18 protein-coding genes and 1 riboswitch are annotated in these 20,283 nt (G+C 67.4%); of the genes, 10 read left to right on the forward strand and 8 right to left on the reverse strand.

The genetic code is table 11. From position 1 onward, the window contains the following. Window positions 1-82 precede the first annotated feature (82 nt). Entirely contained in the window at window positions 83-640 is a 558-nt protein-coding gene (locus F2Q65_RS07975; RefSeq protein WP_150092176.1) for a thioredoxin family protein, read from the reverse strand. Window positions 641-847: 207 nt separating this feature from the next. On the opposite strand from F2Q65_RS07975, the gene metK reads away from it, so the two are divergent. From metK to metF, 3 genes are all read left to right on the forward strand, one after another. Then, window positions 848-2,017 (forward strand): methionine adenosyltransferase, encoded by a 1,170-nt coding sequence (gene metK, locus F2Q65_RS07980; RefSeq protein WP_150092178.1) that lies wholly within the window; start codon window positions 848-850, stop codon window positions 2,015-2,017. A 35-nt stretch (window positions 2,018-2,052) separates the two neighbouring features. After that, window positions 2,053-2,135, forward strand: a riboswitch (S-adenosyl-L-homocysteine riboswitch). A 21-nt stretch (window positions 2,136-2,156) separates the two neighbouring features. Next, on the forward strand, window positions 2,157-3,563 hold the full coding sequence (gene ahcY / locus F2Q65_RS07985; RefSeq protein WP_150092180.1) for an adenosylhomocysteinase: 1,407 nt from the start codon (window positions 2,157-2,159) through the stop codon (window positions 3,561-3,563). A 370-nt stretch (window positions 3,564-3,933) separates the two neighbouring features. Continuing rightward, window positions 3,934-4,824, forward strand: a complete 891-nt coding sequence (metF, locus tag F2Q65_RS07990) for a methylenetetrahydrofolate reductase [NAD(P)H] (protein ID WP_150092182.1) — start codon at window positions 3,934-3,936, stop codon at window positions 4,822-4,824. Window positions 4,825-5,334: 510 nt separating this feature from the next. Here metF and F2Q65_RS07995 read toward each other — a convergent pair. The 5 genes from F2Q65_RS07995 to lptG all read right to left on the reverse strand — a co-directional run bounded on the left by F2Q65_RS07995 (window position 5,335) and on the right by lptG (window position 10,975). Continuing rightward, a complete protein-coding gene (locus F2Q65_RS07995) occupies window positions 5,335-6,864 on the reverse strand; it encodes an ABC transporter substrate-binding protein (protein ID WP_246156060.1) in 1,530 nt (509 codons plus the stop codon). Further along, window positions 6,861-7,328 carry a CYTH domain-containing protein gene (locus tag F2Q65_RS08000; RefSeq protein WP_150092186.1) on the reverse strand — a complete coding sequence of 156 codons (468 nt, stop codon included), beginning with the start codon at window positions 7,326-7,328 and terminating at the stop codon, window positions 6,861-6,863. Before F2Q65_RS08000 ends, F2Q65_RS07995 begins: the two co-directional genes overlap by 4 nt. A 27-nt stretch (window positions 7,329-7,355) precedes the next feature. Next, complete coding sequence (gene rlmD / locus F2Q65_RS08005) at window positions 7,356-8,732, reverse strand: 23S rRNA (uracil(1939)-C(5))-methyltransferase RlmD (RefSeq protein WP_150092188.1); 1,377 nt, start codon at window positions 8,730-8,732, stop codon at window positions 7,356-7,358. Between the two features lie 5 nt (window positions 8,733-8,737). Beyond that, window positions 8,738-9,628 carry a cysteine synthase CysM gene (gene cysM / locus F2Q65_RS08010; RefSeq protein ID WP_150092190.1) on the reverse strand — a complete coding sequence of 297 codons (891 nt, stop codon included), beginning with the start codon at window positions 9,626-9,628 and terminating at the stop codon, window positions 8,738-8,740. 285 nt (window positions 9,629-9,913) lie between these two features. Continuing rightward, window positions 9,914-10,975, reverse strand: a complete 1,062-nt coding sequence (lptG, locus tag F2Q65_RS08015) for an LPS export ABC transporter permease LptG (protein WP_150092192.1) — start codon at window positions 10,973-10,975, stop codon at window positions 9,914-9,916. A gap of 130 nt (window positions 10,976-11,105) precedes the next feature. Between lptG and F2Q65_RS08020 the strand changes: the two genes are divergently transcribed. Both F2Q65_RS08020 and F2Q65_RS08025 read left to right on the forward strand, forming a co-directional pair. After that, window positions 11,106-12,608 carry a leucyl aminopeptidase gene (locus F2Q65_RS08020; protein ID WP_150092194.1) on the forward strand — a complete coding sequence of 501 codons (1,503 nt, stop codon included), beginning with the start codon at window positions 11,106-11,108 and terminating at the stop codon, window positions 12,606-12,608. A gap of 34 nt (window positions 12,609-12,642) precedes the next feature. Then, window positions 12,643-13,074: a DNA polymerase III subunit chi gene (locus F2Q65_RS08025; RefSeq protein WP_150092196.1), complete on the forward strand. Its 432-nt coding sequence runs from the start codon at window positions 12,643-12,645 to the stop codon at window positions 13,072-13,074. Between the two features lie 12 nt (window positions 13,075-13,086). On the opposite strand, the gene F2Q65_RS08030 is transcribed toward F2Q65_RS08025, so the two are convergent. Together F2Q65_RS08030 and F2Q65_RS08035 are read right to left on the reverse strand one after the other, a co-directional pair. Then, window positions 13,087-14,943: an Hsp70 family protein gene (locus tag F2Q65_RS08030; protein WP_150092198.1), complete on the reverse strand. Its 1,857-nt coding sequence runs from the start codon at window positions 14,941-14,943 to the stop codon at window positions 13,087-13,089. Then, window positions 14,940-15,623 (reverse strand): DUF2760 domain-containing protein, encoded by a 684-nt coding sequence (locus F2Q65_RS08035; RefSeq protein ID WP_150092200.1) that lies wholly within the window; start codon window positions 15,621-15,623, stop codon window positions 14,940-14,942. The genes F2Q65_RS08030 and F2Q65_RS08035 overlap by 4 nt, the downstream gene beginning before the upstream one ends. 253 nt (window positions 15,624-15,876) lie before the next feature. Here F2Q65_RS08035 and F2Q65_RS08040 point away from each other — a divergent pair, with 253 nt between their 5' ends. The 5 genes from F2Q65_RS08040 to F2Q65_RS08060 all read left to right on the forward strand — a co-directional run bounded on the left by F2Q65_RS08040 (window position 15,877) and on the right by F2Q65_RS08060 (window position 20,260). Then, a complete protein-coding gene (locus F2Q65_RS08040) occupies window positions 15,877-16,143 on the forward strand; it encodes a DUF2934 domain-containing protein (RefSeq protein WP_150092202.1) in 267 nt (88 codons plus the stop codon). 176 nt (window positions 16,144-16,319) lie between these two features. Then, on the forward strand, window positions 16,320-17,063 hold the full coding sequence (locus tag F2Q65_RS08045) for a NapC/NirT family cytochrome c (protein ID WP_150092204.1): 744 nt from the start codon (window positions 16,320-16,322) through the stop codon (window positions 17,061-17,063). 120 nt (window positions 17,064-17,183) lie between these two features. Further along, window positions 17,184-18,182, forward strand: a complete 999-nt coding sequence (locus tag F2Q65_RS08050) for an ankyrin repeat domain-containing protein (RefSeq protein WP_150092206.1) — start codon at window positions 17,184-17,186, stop codon at window positions 18,180-18,182. 59 nt (window positions 18,183-18,241) lie between these two features. Next, complete coding sequence (locus F2Q65_RS08055; RefSeq protein ID WP_342782229.1) at window positions 18,242-18,943, forward strand: c-type cytochrome; 702 nt, start codon at window positions 18,242-18,244, stop codon at window positions 18,941-18,943. Between the two features lie 24 nt (window positions 18,944-18,967). Continuing rightward, a complete protein-coding gene (locus tag F2Q65_RS08060; protein ID WP_150092208.1) occupies window positions 18,968-20,260 on the forward strand; it encodes an FCSD flavin-binding domain-containing protein in 1,293 nt (430 codons plus the stop codon). Window positions 20,261-20,283: the final 23 nt, after the last annotated feature.

The raw sequence follows: 20,283 nt of genomic DNA on the forward strand, positions 1-20,283 counted from the left end.
TACCGGCACTGATCGGCAACCCCCAGGTGCATCCGGCGATGCGTGCGCCACCGCCGGACGCCCTGACCGGGGGCGTTGCGGGTCACTCGCCACGCCATTTGATCGAGCAGCCCATGCTGGGAATCTGCTGTTCCGGCCCCCTGCCGGTGCGCGCCACCTGTGCCATGGCCTCGAACAGGTCACGCCGTGCGTCCGCCGGCGCGGTCTCCTTGCGGCTGGCATCCAGGCGGCCGCGATACTGCAGGCCGAGCTGTGCGTTGTAGCCGAAGAAATCCGGCGTGCACACCGCCCCGTAGGCCCTGGCGACCTCCTGGGTCTCGTCCAGCAGGTAGGGAAACGGATAGTCGAAGGTCTCGGCGACGTGCTTCATGTTCTCGAACGAGTCTTCGGCGTACTCGGCGGGATCGTTCGACTGGATGGCCACACAGCCGATACCGAGGCCGGCCAGCTCGCGGGTGTCGCGCACCAGCCGCTCGCGCACGGCCTTGACGTACGGGCAGTGGTTGCAGATGAACATCACCAGCAGACCGTTCGGGCCCGCGCATTCATCGCGTGACCAGGTACGGCCATCCACGCCGGGCAGGGAGAAATCCGGGGCCGGCAGATCGAACTCGCAGACGGGTGTCTCCAACGAAACCATGCTTCAGTGCTCCTGTTGTCCGAAATCAGGCGGCAAGCCGCGAAACGGCCTGCCGCGGGCCTGCGGACGCCCGTACCGGGCGCCCGTCCGGGGCCAGATGTTGCCCCGGGTGCGGCCGAAGCCAAGCCCTGCCCTGTCATTCCCGGGCATTCTTGGCTACACTGCCGGGTTCTACTCAACCCTGACTTGATCGAGCATCTCACAGCAATGGCCAACGATTACGTGTTCACCTCCGAATCCGTTTCCGAGGGACATCCGGACAAGGTCGCGGATCAGATCTCCGACGCCATCCTTGACGACATCCTGACCCAGGACCCCAATCCGGCCCTCGCGCGCGTGGCCTGCGAGACGCTGATCAAGACCGGCGCGGTGGTGGTGGCCGGCGAGATCACCACTGACCATTGGGTCGATCTGGACGTGCTCGTGCGCCAGGTGGTCAACGACATCGGCTACACCAGCTCAGATGTCGGCTTCGACGGCTCCACCTGCGCGGTCATGTCGCTGATCGGCAAGCAGTCGGCGGACATCGCCCAGGGCGTCGATCGGACCAGCCCCGAGGAGCAGGGCGCCGGCGACCAAGGCCTGATGTTCGGCTACGCCACCAACGAGACCGACGTGCTGATGCCGGCCCCGATCACCTACGCCCACCGCCTGGTGGAGCGCCAGTCGGAGATGCGCAAGGCCCATGTGCTGCCCTGGCTGCGCCCGGACGCCAAGAGCCAGGTCACCATGCGCTACCGCGACGGCAAGGTGGTGGCGGTGGATGCCATCGTGCTGTCTACCCAGCATGACCCGGACGTGGACTACGACCACCTGCGCGAGGCGGTGATGGAGAACATCATCCAGCCCGTGATCCCGCCCGAGTGGATGCACCGCGACACCAAGGTTCATATCAACCCCACCGGCAGCTTCGTCATCGGCGGCCCGGTGGGCGACTGCGGGCTCACCGGTCGCAAGATCATCGTCGACACCTACGGCGGCATGGCGCGCCACGGCGGTGGCGCCTTCTCCGGCAAGGACCCGTCCAAGGTCGACCGTTCCGCCGCCTACGCGGGGCGCTACGTGGCCAAGAACGTGGTCGCCGCCGGCCTGGCGGACCGCTGCGAGATCCAGGTCTCCTACGCCATCGGCGTTGCCGAACCCACATCCATCACGGTGGAGACCTTCGGCACCGGCAAGATCGACGAGGCACGCATCGCCGAGCTGGTGCGCGCGCACTTCGACCTGCGCCCGTACAACCTGATCCACATGCTGGACCTGGTGCGCCCGATCTACCGCAAGACCGCGGCCTACGGCCATTTTGGCCGCGAACTGCCCGAGTTCACCTGGGAGCGCACCGACAAGGCCGAGGCCCTGCGCGACGCCGCCGGAATCTGAGCGGGCATCTGACGCCCAGACCCTTCTCCCAACCCTCTGCCGAGGAGCGTTGCAACGGGGCCCGACGGCCCCGCCAGGCTCGGCGGGGGGCGCTTTGTTCAAACGGCGCTCACTCTGATAATCACAGGAGCTGACTACCATGAGTGAGTTTACCGACTACAAGGTTGCCGACATGTCCCTGGCCGATTTCGGCCGCAAGGAGATGGTCATCGCCGAGACCGAGATGCCCGGCCTGATGGCCCTGCGCGAGAAATACGGCCCGTCCCAGCCGCTGAAGGGCGCGCGCATCACCGGCAGCCTGCACATGACCATCCAGACCGCAGTGCTGATCGAGACCCTGGTCGAGCTCGGCGCCGAGGTCCGCTGGGCCTCCTGCAACATCTTCTCCACCCAGGACCACGCCGCCGCCGCCATCGCCGCCGCCGGCATCCCGGTCTATGCCTGGAAGGGCGAGACCCTGGAGGAGTACTGGTGGTGCACCGAGCAGGTGCTGAACTGGCCGGACGGCCAGGGCCCGAACATGATCCTGGACGACGGCGGCGACGCGACCCTGCTGGTGCACAAGGGCGTCGAGTATGAAAAGGCCGGCGCCGTGCCCCAGGCCACCGCCGACGACAACGAGGAATGGACCGCCATTCTGGGCGTGCTCAACCGCACCTTCGATCGCGACAACCACCACTGGCATCGCACCGCCGAGGGCATCAAGGGCGTCACCGAGGAGACCACCACCGGCGTGCATCGACTGTACGATATGTTCAAGAAGGGCGCGCTGCTGTTCCCGGCCATGAACGTCAACGACTCGGTCACCAAGTCCAAGTTCGACAACCTGTACGGCTGCCGCGAGTCGCTGGTGGACGCCATCAAGCGCGCCACCGACGTCATGATCGCCGGCAAGGTCGCCGTGGTCTGCGGCTATGGCGACGTCGGCAAGGGCTCCGCCGCCTCGCTGCGCGGGCTGGGCGCCAACGTCTGGGTCACCGAGGTCGATCCCATCTGCGCCCTGCAGGCGGCAATGGAAGGCTACCGGGTGGTGGATCTGGATGACGTCTGCGATCAGGCCGACATCTTCGTCACCGCCACCGGCAACAAGGACATCATCACCGTCGCGCACATGGAGCGCATGAAGGATCAGGCCATCGTCTGCAACATCGGTCACTTCGACAACGAGATCCAGGTCGACGGCCTGAGCAAGTACGAGTGGGACGAGATCAAGCCCCAGGTCGATCAGATCAAATTCCCCGACGGCCACCGCATCACCCTGCTCGCCCGCGGTCGCCTGGTGAACCTGGGCTGCGCCACCGGCCATCCCAGCTTCGTGATGTCGAACTCCTTCACCAACCAGGTGCTGGCCCAGATCGAGATCTTCACCAAGCCCGAGGAATACCCCGTCGGCGTCTACATCCTGCCCAAGCACCTGGACGAGGAAGTGGCGCGGCTGCACCTGGAGAAGATCGGCGCCAAGCTGACCAGACTGCGCCCGGATCAGGCGGAGTACATCGGCGTGACGGTGGACGGGCCGTACAAGCCCGAGCACTACCGGTACTAGGCGTCGCGGAGGGCGTCCGGGCATCATTGCGCACCGGGATCAGCCGTTTATCGACGGCTGATCGCCCGAAAATGGCCCCGGATCGGCCGGGGGATCGGCCGGGGGATCGGCATCCCCACCCCCATGAGCGGGGCGGCTGATCTCCCATGCCGACGATCTCTGGTCGTGGGTCTGGCTGCGGCCGCGGACCAAGGCCCCTGTCCAAGCCACCCCGCGCCGGCCTTCGCTGCCGGCCGTGCGCGAGCGCGCCAGTTCAGGCCGCAACCGTTCAGGCCGCGCCACCTCAGATCGAGCCAGCTCAGGCCGGATCGCGTTCGCGCCCGGCGCTCCGGACCCAGCCAGCCAACCCTGATTTCCATCGGTTCATCCCATGAGCAACACCCCAACGCCATCAGGCAACCGGCCCGACATCCGGTCCCGCAACTTCAGCTTCGAACTCTTTCCACCCAAGACCGCCGACGGTCTGGACAAGCTCAAGCTCGCTGTCCGTCGGCTCCAGGCCGTCGGGCCACTGTACTTCTCCTGCACCTACGGCGCCGGCGGATCCACCCGCGAGCGCACCTTCGAGACCGTCGACTGGCTCCGCGAGCAGGGCATCGAGACCGCCCCGCATCTGGCCTGCATCGGCTCGGACAAGGACGAGATCGGCGCCATCGTGCGCCGTTACATCGACGAAGGCATCAGCCGCATCGTTGCCCTGCGCGGCGACCTGCCCTCCGGCATGGGCCGCACCGGGTTCGGCACCTTTCGCTATGCGAACGAGCTGGTGGAGTTCCTGCGCGCAGAATTTGGCGACCACTTCCATATCGAGGTCGCCGCCTACCCGGAATTCCATCCCCAGGCACCGTCCGCCGACGCCGATCTGGCCAACTTCAAGCGCAAGGTCGAAGCCGGCGCCGATGCCGCCATCACCCAGTACTTCTACAACGCCGACGCCTACTTCGGCTTCATGGACGACTGCGAACGCCTGGGCATCGACATCCCCGTTGTGCCCGGCATCATGCCTATCACCAACTACAGCCAGCTCGCACGCTTCTCGGATGCCTGCGGCGCCGAGATCCCGCGCTGGATTCGCAAGCGCCTGGAAGGCTACGGTGACGACCGCGACGCCATCCGCGCCTTTGGCCATGACGTGGTGCTCGACCTCTGCCGGCGGCTGCTCGACGGCGGCGCCCCCGGCCTGCACTTCTACACCATGAACCAGTCCGCACCGACACTACGGCTGTGGGAAGACCTCGGCCTGCCGACCTCCGCAGCCTGATCCGCTCGTAACGGCCACCCGCGACGCCCGCAGAGCCGTTCCGCAGGGACCGCGTTCCGCAAGGACGCGGTTCTCCGGGGACGCCGTCCCCCAAGGACGCCGCTCTACGGGGACGCCGGTCTCACGGTGTTCATTGCACCCGGCACTGCGCTCCATCGCAATGGACGCCGGCATGCGCCCTGGATGTCCGCTGCAGGACGGCCATCGGGACAATGACTGCCTGGAAACGGCAAAAAAGAAAAAGCCGCTCCAAAGAACATCAGGGAGCGGCCGCAAGAGGAGGAGTGGATGGTTTCGCGTCTAAGTGTAGCAGCACGATTCAAACATGCATTTGATAATCCGCAATTACTGGACATTTAGTAGCAAAACCGTTGTTTCTCCAAAAATACGTCAGGCCCTGCCTGAAAATCGAGCATCCAGAATCAAAGTGACGGTATAATTAACTAACGGCAATCATGGTGACGGTATTTATCATGAACCGTAGGTGAAAGTTCTCTAATTAATGTACTGTCACTGTATTAACCGCGATGACGGGGACGGCTCCGCTCCATGGACATGGACCTGGTCCAGGCCGTCGTAGTTGCCGTCGGCGGCCAGGTGGTAGCCGACGATGTCGTCGCGGGCGGCGTAGAACTGATCTTCGTACCACAGGGGTACATAGGGCAGATCGGCGTGGAGCCGGGCCTGCAGCTGCCGGTACAGGGCGGCGCGGCGCGCCGGGTCCGGCGCCTGTTGCGCCTGCTCGATGAGCGCATCCACCACCGCGCTGCGGTACCGACCGCGATTGGCCCCCGCCGGAGGCAGCGCTGCGCTGTGGAAGACGTAGCGGAAGATGTCCGGCGTGCGAATGCCGACCCAGGTCAGCCCGTAGAGCTGGAAACGGCCCGCCTTGATGTCGCCGAAGAAGGTGCCCCAGTCGTAACTCTGGATGCGCAGATCGATGCCCACGGCGGCCAGCTGGGACTGGATGACCGTGGCCAGCCGGAGCCGGAACGGATCGCTCGAGGTCTTGTAGCTGAGCACCAGCCGACGTTCGCCGGACCAACCCGCATCGGCCAGCAGCGCCCTCGAGGCGGCCGGATCGTACAGATGACCGCGCAGCTCCGGCGCCCCGGCCCAGTGTTCCGGCGGGAACATCGCCTCGGCAGTGCGCCCGCCCCCGCGAAACAGATACCGCAGGACCGCCTCGCGATCGATGCCGTGGGCAACCGCCCGCCGCACCCGTGGGTCGCCAGTGGCCGGATCCTCCAGGTTGAAGCCCAGATAGGAGAAATTGACGCCGTCGATGCGCTCCATCCGGATCCCCCGCCGCCGGCGCAAAAAGGCCACCAATTCCGGTGCCAGATCGTTCTGCAGCAGATCGATCTCGCCGCGCAACAGTTTCATCACGCGGACATTCGGATCCTTCACCGTGACCAGCTCGAAGCGCTGGCGATCACGGCGACGCTCCAGCAGAAGGCGGCCCGGCTCCGGCCAGTCCAGCAGGCGGAAGGTGCCGCTGCCCACCGGCACGCGCTGAAATCCCTGGCCGGATTCGATCAGGCCCGCCGGCAGGATGCCGACGCCCAGATAGGCCGGAAACAGCGGATCCGGGGCTTGCAGGCGAAACTCCAGCCGATCCGCATCCAGCACTTCGACCGCGTCGATAAGCGACAGCGTGGCCCGGTGCGGCGAGGCCGTGGCCGGATCCAGCACCGATCGGTAGGTAGCCGCGACATCTGCGGCCGTGAGCCGTTGTCCATCGGCGAATCGACGCCCGCCGTGCCCCAGCGTGAACCGATAGCGGGTGGCGTCGCGCTGCTCCCAGGTCGCCAGCACCGGCACCGGCCGACTGGCGGCATCAAAGTCCACCAGCGGCACATACAACAGCCGGTTGACGCGGGCGGAGGTGGCATCCGTGGCCAGCCGCGGATCCAGGTTGCGGACCGGCCCGGCGAGACCGAAGCGCAGCACGTCGTCGCGGCGCCGAGCCGGCGCCGGGGCGCAGCCACCGAGCCAGGGCAGCGCCAGCGAGGCGGCCAGAAAACCGCGCCGCCTCACCAGGTGCTGAAGGGATGCTGCGCCAGACTGGCGTTGTAGTAGCGGCGGTCACCGGTGACCTCCCGACCGGCCCAGTCCGGCCGCTCGAAGGCCTCGTCCTCGCTGTCCAGTTCCACCTCGGCCATCACCAAGCCGGCATTGGCACCGGCGAAGACATCCACCTCCCACAGATGTGCGCCGCAGCGCACCCGATAGCGGGTCTTCTCGATGGGGGGCGAGACCGCCAATTCTTTCAGCATGGCCTCGGCGTCCGTCACCGGAATGGGGTACTCGAACTCGCTGCGGCTGATGCCCGTGGGCTGCCCCTTCACGGTCAGAAAGGCGGCATCGCCCTTGACCCGCACCCGCAGCGTGACCGCCTGATTGCCGGTCAGATAGCCCTGCACCATCTGCGCCTCGGACTCGATGTCCTCGCGCCAGGCGTCCCCTTCCACCAGAAACTTGCGCTCGATTTCGGTTGCCATGGATCTCCCTCAGGGCGGTGAGCGGATTCAGCGCTCGAACAGGGCCATCGACTCCAGATGCGCGGTATGCGGAAACATGTCCATCGCCCCCGCCGCCAGCAGCCGGAAGCCCAGCCCGTTGACCAGATAGTCTGCATCACGCGCCAGCGTCGACGGATAACAGGAGACGTAGACCAGTCGGCTCGCGCCGCTGTCCGCGATCAGGTCCAGCACCTCGCGGGCGCCGCTGCGGGGCGGATCCAGTAGCACCTTGTCGAACCGTTGCCGCCGCCAGGACGCCGGCTCCAGATCGCCGTACAGGTCGGCGCTGTGGAAATCGACATTATGGATGGCGTTGCGTTCCGCATTGGCCCGCGCCCGACGGACCAGCCCCTCGTCACCCTCCACGCCGACCACCAGTCGGGCCTGTCGCGCGATGGGCAGGGTGAAATTGCCCAGCCCGCAGAACAGGTCGAGCACCTGCTCGTCCGGCTGCACATCCAGCAGCGCCAGGGCCTGATCCACCATGCGCCGGTTCAGTTCCAGGTTCACCTGGGTGAAATCCGTGGGATCGAAGCCGATGCGCACCTGATGCCGAGGCAGGCTGTAGTACAGGTCGATCGCCTGCCCCGGCAACGGCCGCACCGTGTCCACGCCGCCCTCCTGCAAATAGACATGAAAGCCGTTGTCGGTACCGAAGGCCTGCAAACGCGCGATGTCTGCATCCGACGGGGGATCCAGCACGCGAAACACCAGCACCACCGGTCCGTCGCCCTGGGCCACCTCGATCTGCGGCAGGCGCTCGCGGATGTCCAGACCCTCGATCAGCTGGGCCAGGTCCGAAAGGCGCGTGCCGACGCTGGGATGCAGCACCTCGCAGCGCTCGGTGTCGGCTATGAAGGCCGAACCCCGTTCGCGAAAGCCCACCAGCACGCGCCCCTTCTTCGCCACCCAGCGTACGCCCAGGCGCGCCTTGCGCCGGTAGCCCCAATGCTGATCCTGCAGCGATACCGGTTGCGACCCTGGTTCGGCCTCCGGCTGGACCGGCTCACCGGCGGTCAGCGGCTCAAGCCAGCGCATCGGCTCCACCTTGCCGATGCGCCGCAGCACATCCTGCAGGATCGCCTGCTTGGCCTGGATCTGCGCCTCGCTGTCCATGTGCTGCAGCGAGCACCCGCCGCAGACGCCGAAGCTGGCGCAACGCGGCGTCACCCGCTGCGGCGAGGGCGTCAGCACCGCGTCGACGACGCCCTCGTCATAGCGACGCTGGACGCGGGTGTAACGCAAACGCACCCGCTCGCCGGGCAGCGCCCCATGCACGAACACCGCCTTGCCGCCGACATGGGTCAGGCCGCGGCCGTCGTGGGTCAGATCTTCGATCAGCGCCTCCACCGGCTCCGGCAAGGCCTTGCGTTTCTTACCCATGGCCGTCAACCCGGATAGACGCCGGTGGACAGGTAGCGATCGCCCCGGTCACAGATTATCACCGCGATGACCGCATCCTGCACCTCAGCGGACAGCCGCAGCGCCGCCGCCACCGCACCGCCAGAGGAGACGCCCGCAAAGATGCCCTCGCGGGCCGCCAGCGCGCGCATGGTGTCCTCGGCCTCCTGCTGCGACACGTCGATGATGCGATCCACCCGCGAGGCGTCGTAGATCTTCGGCAGATAGGCCTCGGGCCAGCGACGGATGCCCGGAATGCTGGCGCCCTCCTGGGGCTGCACGCCGACGATCTGCACCGCCGGGTTCTGCTCCTTCAGGTACCGGCCGGTGCCCATGATGGTGCCGGTGGTGCCCATGGCGCTGACGAAATGGGTCACCGCCCCGGCGGTGTCGCGCCAGATCTCCGGACCCGTGGTCTCGTAATGGGCCTGCGGATTGTCCTGGTTGGAGAACTGATCAAGCCGCGTGCCGACACCCTGGGCCTCAAGCGCCAGCGCCAGGTCGATGGCCGCCTCCATGCTGCCTGCCTTCGGTGTCAGCCGGATCTCGGCGCCATAGGCGGCCATGGCCTGGCGACGCTCGACGCTCATGTGCTCCGGCATGATCAGCAGCATGCGGTAGCCCTTGATGGCTGCGGCCATGGCCAGGGCGATGCCGGTGTTGCCGCTGGTGGCCTCGATCAAGGTGTCACCCGGGCGGATCTGGCCGCGGGCCTCCGCCCGGCGGATCATGCTCAGGGCCGCACGGTCCTTGACCGAACCGGCCGGATTGTTGCCTTCCAGCTTGGCCAGGATGCGGTTGCCGGTGTCCCCCGGCAGGCGCTGCAGACGCACTAGCGGGGTGTTGCCGACGAAGTCTTCGATAGTGGGAAAATCCATGGCGTCGCGGAGGCTCGTTGGTTCAAATCGCGCGCAGCAGGACTGCGCAATTGGTCATTGTGCATCAGCCCGGGCCAGCACGGAAGGCGTGCGCGGGCGTACTGCAATTCCAAATTCAAACCGCAGAGGCCCAGAGAACGCAGAGATCAGCCAGCGTTTTCCTCAGCTTCTCTGGGTGCGCTTTGCGTTCCCTGTGTCTCTGCGGTTAATCAAGCTGCGGCAAAGCGGCAAATTTGAACGTGCTGGCGGGCGTTCCGATCCAGGCGGGTGATGCCGAGCGTCGACCTAACCGGCACGGCGCAGCAACAACAGGGCGCCGGCGACGAACAACAGCGGCGGCAGCAGCGCGGCCAGCGCCGGATCGAAGCCGTACAGCAACGCAAAGTAGGCAAAGCTGCGGCTGACCAGGTAAAAGGCGATGCCGATGACGATGCCGAAAAAGATCTTCACGCCCAGGCCGGAGCTGCGCGCAGAGCCCAGCAGGATCGGCGTCGACACGAAGATCATGGCCAGGATCAGGAACGGATGCACCAGCTTGGCCCACAACGCCACCTGATAACGGTCACCGTCCTGTTCGCTCTGCTGCATGTAGCGCACGTAGCGGTACAGCCCCAGCACCGACAGCGCATGGGGCTCGGCGACGATGAGTTTCAGCAGGTCCGGGTCCAGCAGGGAATTCCAGCCGGCCTCGTCGATACGCTCCACCCGCACACCCTCGGCAGAGACATGGCTGCGCTCGATCCCTTCCAGCATCCACATGCCGTCGCGATAGGTCGCCGCACGGGCGTGGGTAGCGGACACCAGTTCGGTGCCGCTGACCCGGTAGATGGAGATGTCGCGCAGCTCCGCGCCCGGCTTGACCTCGCGGATATTGATGAAGCTGTCGCCGTCCCGGGCCCACAGGCCGCTCTCGGTCAGCTGCATGGTGTCGCCGGTCTTGGCCGCCTGCCGCATGGTCAGTGCATGGCGCTCCGCCGGGGGCGCCAGCGCCTCGCCCATGGCCACCGCCAGGATCGCCAGCAGCAGGCCGCCGAGCATGGCCCCCAGCACGATGCGGCCCACCGAGACACCGGCGGCGCGCATCGCCACCAGTTCCGAGCGCCCGGCGAGGGTGCCAAGCCCCACCAGCGCGCCAATCAGGGTCGCGATCGGGAACACCTGGTAGGCGTAGCGCGGCAGGCTCAGGGTGACGAACAGCGCGGCATCGGCAAAGCGGTAGTTGTGGGTGCCGACATGGTCCATCTCGTCGGCGAGCAGGAAAAAGGCCAGCAACGGCAGCAGCACCGCCAGGGTCAGCAGCGTGCCGCCGATGACGGCACCGGCGAGATAACGATCGAGAATCCTCACGGTCGGTACGAATCCTGTAGACTCCAAGGCCGCGAAAAGTAACACAGCCGGCCGGCAAGCGGGCCCGTCGTCGCGTCTCGCGCCCGCATCGCCCGCTGCCGCCGCCAGGCCCCGGCAAACGGAGACCCCCATGCAGTTCGACATCAGAAGCGGCGACATCGCCAAGGCCAAGACCCCCTGTCTGATCCTGGGGGTGTTCGACAAGGGCCGACTGTCCCCGTCGGCGGCGGCCGTGGACAAGGCAAGCGGCGGCGCCCTGACAGCCCTGCTGGGCAAGGGCGATCTCGGCGACCAGGCCGGCAGCACCCTGGTGGCCTACGATCTGCCGCAGATCGCCGCCGAGCGCGTGCTGCTGCTGGGCCTGGGCAAGCGCAAGGCGTTCACCCGCGGGGCCTACATCAAGGTGCTGGACGCGGCGCTGAAACGCCTGGCGGACATGCGTGTCAGTGACGCCTTGTGCGCCATCGCCGACCTGCCCAGGGACATCGACCCCTACCACGGCGCGCGCATCGCCCTGCTGCGGGCCGCCCAGGCCGGCTACCGCTACGAGCACACCAAGAAACCCGCCCGTGAGGCGGCGCCGGCCCTGCAGCGCCTGGACCTCTGGCTGGCGCACAAGAAGGACGCCGACGCCTTTGCCCTGGCCGCCGCCCATGGCCGGGCGATCGGCGCGGGCGTGACGCTGGCCCGCGAGCTCAGCGACCTGCCCGGCAACATCTGCACACCGACCCATCTGGCCGAGCGCGCCCTGGAACTGGCCGAGCGCTACGACACCCTGAGCACCGAGATCCTGGAAGAGGAAGACATGCGCCGGCTCGGCATGGGCGCCCTGCTGTCAGTCTCCAGCGGCAGCCGCCAGCCGGCCAAGCTCATCGTCATGCGCCACCGCGGCGCCGGTGCACGCAAGGACGCCAAGCCCGTGGTCCTGGTGGGCAAGGGCCTGACCTTCGACGCCGGCGGCATCTCCATCAAGCCGGCCGAGGCGATGGACGAGATGAAATACGACATGGCCGGCGGCGCCAGCGTCTTCGGCGCGCTGCTGGCGGCCTGCGAGATGCAGCTGCCGCTGGACGTGATCGGCGTGGTGCCGGCATCCGAGAACCTGCCCGGCGGCGCCGCCAACAAGCCCGGCGACATCGTCACCAGCCTGTCCGGCCAGACCATCGAGATCCTCAACACCGACGCCGAGGGCCGCCTGATCCTGTGCGACGCCCTGACCTACGTCGAGCGCTTCGACCCGGCCCTGGTGGTCGACATCGCCACCCTCACCGGGGCCTGCATCGTCGCCCTGGGGCGGCACCCGTCCGGGCTGTTCACCAACGACGACGACCTGGCCGCGGAGATCACCGCTGCCGGCGAGGACGCCGCCGACCGGGTCTGGCGGCTGCCGCTCTGGGACGACTACCAGAAGCAGCTCGACTGCAACTTCGCCGACATGGCCAACGTGGGCGGCCGCGACGGCGGCGCCATCACCGCGGCGGCGTTCCTGTCGCGCTACACCAAGGCCTACCCCTGGGCGCATCTCGACATCGCCGGTACCGCCTGGCTCACCGGCAAGGAGAAGGGCGCCACCGGCCGACCCGTGCCGCTGCTGAGCGAGCTGCTGATCCGCCGCTCCGGCGCCGCGGACTGACGCACCCGGGATCAGTGGGGAACAGGAGCGGCCGGTGACGCGGATCGACTTCTATGTCATCAAGCCCGACGGGCGGGGCGACCGCTTCGCCCTCACCTGCCGGCTGGTGGAACGGATCTATCCCACCGGCATGCGCATCCTGATCCACTGTCCGGATCCGGAGCAGATGCGGCATCTGGACCGCCTGCTGTGGACCTATCGGGAAGACAGCTTCCTGCCCCACGGCATCGTCGGCGAAACCGACCCGGCACTCACGCCGATCCTGATCAGCGCCGACGGTCAGCCCGCCGACGAGGACCAGGTGCTGATCAACCTGGCGCCGGAAGTGCCGGAGTTCTTCAGCCGTTTCGAGCGGCTGTGCGAGCCCGTGGACAACGCCCCCGACAGCCGCGCCGCCGGGCGCCGGCGCTACAGCTACTACCGCGACTGCGGCTACCCGCTGCACCACCACGCGGTGAGCGGCTGAGTCGGGCGAAGCCTAGCCCTCCGCCGCAGCGCCGTGGCCGCGGGTGTTGAAGGACACGCGCCACGGCTTGTCGGTGCCGGTGAGGGGGATCGCGGCCAGCTCCAGCGTGCCCACCTCGGACACCGATGCCTGCAGCCGCACCGGCACCACCTCGCCCCGCTTGCGATTCTCCGCCGGCAGGCTGGTCTGGATCTCCTCCAGCTCTTCCAGCTCTTCCGCGGACCAGTCCTCCAGCAGCTCGCCCACGCGGTCGTCGCGCCGGACACTGGAGCCGAAGAAGCGGAACCGCACCGGCTCGCCCACCACCAGGCCGAACTCCTGGGGCGCAGACACCGGCTCGGAGCCCTCCTCGAGGCCGAAGGGCACCACGCACAGGGCCTGCAGCTCCGGCTCCATGCCCGGGATCGCCGGCATGCTGGGCTCGACGCCGACATAGTAGGAGTGCGACGTGCCGCCGCGGATGCGCACGCCACCGTGCCGGCGGACATAGGAATAGAAGGCGGCGCCCCGGGCCACGGCCAGGTCCAGGTCCTGTGCCTGCAGCAGCCGTGCCGGTGGCGCATCCTCCCCGCCCAGCCACTGGTTGATGACCTGCAGCACGCGCTCGCGCAGCACCTCGGCATTGAACACGCCGCCGTTGAACAGTACCGCCGTGGGATGCAGGAAGCTGGCCCAGTGGGCGTGCTCGACGAAGCCCTCCAGATCTTCGGTGGCGCCGGACTGCTTGCCGAGAAAGGCCGCCAGATGGCGCGTGACGGCAGGATCCTGGGCGAACGGCAGCCCCACCTTGGTGAGCGCGCCACGGGGGCGCTGGGCCGGTCGGTCCGACACCGCCACCTGCGGGAAGAAGCCCTCGATCAGCGTCTCCTCCACCTCCTCGCGCGTGAGTTCGGTGCGGATGCTGCCGCCGATCAGCCGCGCGCCGCGACTGGGCACCACCACCGGCACGCTGTGCTGCGACGCGTCCGTCAGCAGCACCTCCTTGGCATGACGACAGCCGTGGGTCAGGGCCTGCAGCTGCCAGCGGTCCAGCTCCACGCCGTTGCGCTTGAGCTTCTGCTTGACCACATGGGCCAGGGTCAGGTCCATGTTGTCGCCGCCGAGCAGGATGTGTTCGCCGACGGCCACACGGGTCAGTTCCAGCGCACCGTCCTGCTCGGTCACGGCAATCAGCGACAGGTCGGTGGTGCCGCCGCCGACGTCCACCACCAGGATCACGTCGCCGACCTTGACCTCGTGCCGCCAGCGGCCCTTGCTGTCGTTGACCCAGCTGTACAGGGCCGCCTGGGGCTCCTCAAGCAGCACCAGATTGCGGATGCCGACGGCACGGGCCGCTTCCGCCGTCAGCTCGCGGGCGGCGGGGTCGAACGACGCTGGCACAGTCACGGTGACGTCCTGGTCGTCCAGCGGATCGAACCCGTGCAGGCCGTCCCAGGCCTCGCGCAGGTGGGTCAGGTAGCCGATGCTGGCGTCGAAGGGCGACACCTGCGGGATCTCTTCCGGCACCTCCGGCGGCAGGATCGGCGCCTTGCGGTCCACGTCCGGGTGGCACAGCCAGCTCTTGGCGCTGGAGACCAGGCGGATGGGCGTGCTCACCCCCTGCCGGCGCGCCAACTCACCGACGATGCGCCCCGGGTCAGAGGGCCAGGGCAGGCTCAGGTCCGCCGCATTGAGCTCGTCCGGATGCGGCAGATAGACGAAGGACGGCAGCACCGGGCGGGACTCCACCGTGCCGGGTTCCACCAGTTGGGGGATCTGCAGCATCTGCTGCTCCACCTCCTCGCCGTCACACTTGCCGATCTCGACGAAGGCCAGGGCCGAATGGGTCGTGCCCAGGTCGATACCGATGCCGAAACGCGACTCGCTCACAGCTCTACCTCCGCCGGGGCCAGGATGCGGACATCGCGACTGCTCGCGACCCGGGGCAGGCGAACCTCCGCCGCACGCCACCCTCGGTGCACCAGCGACCCGCTGAACGGCGGCTCGCCCACCACATTGCCGGTGGGCCGGATGGCCGCCGGATCGAATCCCTTCGGCAGGGTGATCCGGGTACCCTCCGCCTCGTCACGCACCGGCGCGATGGTCAGGTTTTCCCGCAGCACCCGCTGGCAGCCCTGGTGCACTACCCGCGCGGCGGCGCCGATCTCCTGATCGGAGTAGCAGGTGATGTCCTCCTGCAGGAAGTCCACGAAACGGCCTTCGTTCTGCAGCAATCCCAGCAGCACCAGGGCCGAGTCCGGGGGCCCCTTCTGCAGGACCGCCGCCGGCGGTGGGGGTGTGGGCGTGGCCGGGGCCGCCGGCGTGGGCAGCGGCGAAGCAGCCGCCGGCGACGCGACCGGCGACGACGCCCCGTCGACGTATATGTCGGTCAGGGTTCGCGCATAGTCCGCGTCTGCCAGCGCGCGGGCGAAGCTGTAGCTGGCGATGGGCAGTCGACGCAACACGACCCAGGTCTTGCGCGCGGCGATGCCGAGCGCATGACGGGCCGCGCCCAGCGCCTTGCGCACGGGGATCAACCGTCGCGACGAAGGCGACTGCAAGTCAGGCATGGGACCAGGCTCCTCTGACGGCAAAAATTCGGACATTGTAACGGCCGGACCGCGCAGGTGCATCGTCACCCGCTGGCGACGCATGGTACCGCGAGGCGGGCGCGGGGTCACACTCGCCGAACCGAGGATTTGCGGCTCCGGTCGGGCCCGGCGCCACCACCGCGCCGGTGTTCGGCTCGGCCAGGGCCGATCGGTCGGGATATACTCCGTAGCGGTGTTTCCGATCGAGCCCGCAACGACCATGAGGCCTGCAATGCACGACCTGCGCCCTTCCGGCGCCCCTGACCACGGCGCCCTGCCCGACCCCTGCGAGCGCGAACGCATGGTGGCCGTGGCCGCCTATTACCTGGCCGAGCAGCGCGGCTTCGCACCCGGCAGAGAGCAGGACGACTGGTGCAACGCCGAGCAGCAGATCGACGCCATGCTGCGGGACCTGCGCCACCAGGGTATCGATCCGTCGGGGCTGGGGCACGCCGCGTTGCGCAACGCACTGCGGCTGCGGATCGCATCCGCGGATTGAGGCGGGCCTGTCGAGGCCGGCGGATTATGCTATCGCAACTTGGCAAGTGTTCAGGGATATCTTAGTATTCGGTCCCAGTTCGTTGCATAAAAATAACGTATACGACAAGGCGCCAGGCACCAGCGGGCCTGCCACGCCCGGCCCGACAACCACCGGCCGCCAAAGTGAGGATACGCATGACTGCTGCCAACGGATCGCCTGCCACGCCTGCGCGCGCGCACTCGTCCGGCTCATCGCCCGACCGGACCGGGCCCGGAGTCCGGGCAAGCGCCGCGACACGCCACTCCCGCCGAACGGCGGCCGCGCGCCCGCCACAGCGGGGATTCGTCAAGATTGCCGTACTCGCACTGGTATTCCTGTTCGGCGTGATCTTCGCCGGCGCCTTCAATGCCGGCCTCGCCTACACCAATCGGATGGAGTTCTGCGTGTCCTGCCACACCATGCAGACCAACTACGAGGAGTACAAGGAAAGCCTGCACTACAAGAACCAGTCCGGCGTGCAGGCCACCTGTGCCGACTGCCATGTGCCGAAGGAGTTCGTCCCCAAGATGATCACCAAGGTGGTGGCCGCCAAGGACGTCTACCACGAGATCATTGGCACCATCGACACCCCGGAGAAATTCGAGGCCCATCGCTGGGACATGGCCTCGCGGGTCTGGGACAAGATGCGCCGAAGCAATTCCCGCGAGTGCCGGACCTGCCACGACCTGGCCAACATGGACCTGTCGGAACAGGGGCGTTCAGCCCGCAGCCGCCACGCGCGGGCCGAGGAAAAGGGACAGACCTGCATCGACTGCCACTCAGGCATCGTGCATGAAGAGCCCCTGGGTCCACCCCCTTCGGATCCGCCCAGGGAGCCGTCCACGGCCGCCGGTCACGGTATCGGTGCCGACAGCGCCGGCGCGTCCGGCAACGGCTGAGCCATCATGCCCCGCTCGACGCTGAAACAGGCCTTGTTCAGTATGCCCGCCACTGCGGTCATTATCGGTCACCGGGCGCAGCGGGCGTCCTCACGACACGCCCCCGGGAGCCTCGCCGCCATGTCCCAGCACCGCCGTCCGGACATCCTGCAGGCGCTGCTGCGTGCCGGCGCGCTGGCCATCGCACTTGGCGCAACAGGCGGCACCCTGGCCGTCGCCAATACCGGCACCGGCGCTGGCAACGGCAGCGATGAGCTGGCCCACCAGATGCGTCTGTCGGCCATGATCGGCGACACCGAGGCCATTGCCGATCTGCTCGATCAGGGTGCCGGCGTCGACGCCCCCAGCCGCTTCGGCAAGACGGCCCTGATGATCGCCGTGGAGAGCAACAGCCTGGACACCGTCGCGCTACTGCTCAGCCGCGGCGCCGATGTCAACGCGCGCACCGTGGCCGGCTGCACCGCCCTCACCTTCGCCGCCGAGAACGGCCATATCGGCCTGACCGCGCTGCTGATCGAGCGTGGCGCCAATGTGCATGATCGCACCCGCGCCGGCTGGGACTCCCTGATGATCGCCGCGCGTTACGGCATCATGCAGATGGTGCAGCAGCTGCTGTACCGCGACGCCGACCCCAAGGCGACGGATCGCGACGGACGCACCGCGCTGATGCAGGCCGCCGCCAACGGCCATGCCGACGTGGTCGACCTGCTGCTGGACCATGGTGCCGACGCGGACGCCCGCGACAATGAGGACGCCACCGCCCTGATCATCGCCGCCGACCGGGGACATCCGGCCGTCGTCGACCGGCTGCTCGCCGCCGGCGCCGACATCGACGCGCGCGACGCCCTGGACGCCACGGCCCTGACATGGGCCGTCAGCCGGGGCCACGGGCAGATCGTCGAGCGTCTGCTGGCGCAGGGTGCCGATCCCAATGTCCAGGACATCGACGGTCGCACGCCCCTGATGGAGGCCGTGGCCAGCAACCACGCAGAACTGATCGCCACCCTGCTGGCGCATCGCGCCGACCCGGCGCTGACGGACGGCGATGGCCACACGGCCGCCGATCTGGCCAATGCCAGCGGGAATCAGGCAGCCATCACCGCACTGGTGCAGCACTGACTCAGCGCACACCAACCCTGATGCCCGGACCAGCGGCAGACAGAATGCCGCAGTCCGGCATGGCGGAGCCGACACGCTTCGCCCGATTCGAAAGCCACAACATTCCTAAAGGAGGAAGTATGGCCAAGTTGACAACAAAACTGGCGCTCATTGGCGGGACCCTCGCCCTCGGACTTTCATCCGGTGCAATGGCGGAAGGGGCGACCGCCAAGATGCTCGCCGACACCTGCGCCGGCTGTCACGGCACCAACGGCAACAGCGTCGGCCCGGCATCGCCCACCATTGCTGGCATGGACCCGCTGGTGTTCGTCGACACGATGCTGGCCTTCCAGAGCGGCGACACCTACTCCACCATCATGGGCCGCATCGCCCGCGGCTACTCCGAAGAAGAACTGGAAAAGATGGGTGAGTTCTTCCACGCGCAGGAATTCATTCCGGCAGCACAGGAGTTCAACCACCCACTGGTGGACCAGGGCGCCAAGCTGCACGACAAGTATTGTGAAAAATGCCACATCGAAGGCGGCAAGCCGGTGCCGGACGAGGAGGACTACTACATCCTCGCCGGGCAGTGGACGCCGTACCTGAAGTACGCCATGAGCGACTTCCAGGAAGGTCGTCGCATCCTGCCTAAGAAGATGGGCAAGAAACTCGAGGCCATGATCGAAGATCACGGAGCGGAATCCGTCGATGCACTGTACGCGTTCTACGCCGCCTACAGCGACTTCGAGAGCGCCGGCGGCGACGACGACGACGAAGATTGAGCCACGTCCAGGAGGAGAAGCATCATGACCATGAATCGACGCGAATTCGTTAAGACAACCGGCGCCGTCGCGGCCGTCGGTGCCATCGGCCTGCCCAACATCGCCCTGGGCAACAGCAAGAAGGTGGTCATCGTCGGCGGCGGCACCGGCGGCGCCACCGCGGCCAAGTACATCAAGATGGCCGACGAGGGCATCGACGTGACCCTGGTAGAGCCAAACACGGTCTACTACACCTGCTACATGAGCAACGAGGTGCTCAGCGGCCACCGCAGCATGGACGAGATCGCCCAGAACTACGACGGGCTCAAGGCACGCGGCGTGAAGGTCATTCACGAGGCCGCCGCCGGCATCGACGCCGACAAGAAGGTGGTCAAGACCAGCGGCGGACAGGAACTGCCCTACGACCGCTGCATCGTCTCCCCCGGCGTCTCCATGCTCTACGACAAGATCGAGGGCTATAGCAGCGAGGTGGCCGACACCCGCATGCCGCACGCCTGGAAGGCCGGCGACCAGACCCGTCTGCTGCGCAGCCAGATCGAGGCCATGGACGATGGCGGCGTGGTCATCATCTCGGCCCCGCCGAACCCGTTCCGCTGCCCCCCCGGCCCCTACGAGCGCGCCAGCCAGATCGCCTGGTACCTGAAGGAAAACAAGCCCAAGTCCAAGGTGCTGATCCTCGACTCCAAGCAGGCCTTCTCCAAGCAGGGCCTGTTCACCCAGGCCTGGGAGCGGCTGTATGGCTTCGGCACGGAGAACGCCCTGATCGAGTGGCGACCGGGACCGGATGCCGCCGTGACCGCCGTTGACCCCGCCAACATGACCGTCGAGACCAGCTTCGAAACGGTCGAAGGCGCGGTGGTGAACATCATCCCGCCCCAGGCAGCCGGCCAGATCGCCATCGACGCCGGCCTGGCGGACGACAGCGGCTGGTGCCCGGTGGACAAGAAGACCTTCGAGTCCACGCTGCACAAGGGCATCCATGTCATCGGTGACGCGGCCATTGCCAGCGCCATGCCCAAGTCCGGCTACTCCGCCAACAGCCAGGGCAAGGTCGCCGCGGCCGCGGTGGTGGCCCTGCTGAACGGCAACGAGCCCGGCACCCCGGCCTACGTCAACACCTGCTACTCCATCATCGGCAAGGACTACGGCATCTCCGTTGCCGCGGTCTACAAGCTGAGCGAGGACGGCAGCACCATCGCCGGTGTCGAGGGCGCGGGCGGCCTGACCCCCATGGACGCACCGGACTTCGCGCTAGCGCGCGAAGTGGAGTATGCCTACAGCTGGTACAACAACATCGTGCACGACATCTTCGGCTGAGGCCGAACAGCTCGCCCGGCCTT

Origin of the sequence: Thiohalocapsa marina, assembly GCF_008632335.1 — a bacterium.
Taxonomy (GTDB): Bacteria; Pseudomonadota; Gammaproteobacteria; order Chromatiales; family Chromatiaceae; genus Thiohalocapsa; species Thiohalocapsa marina.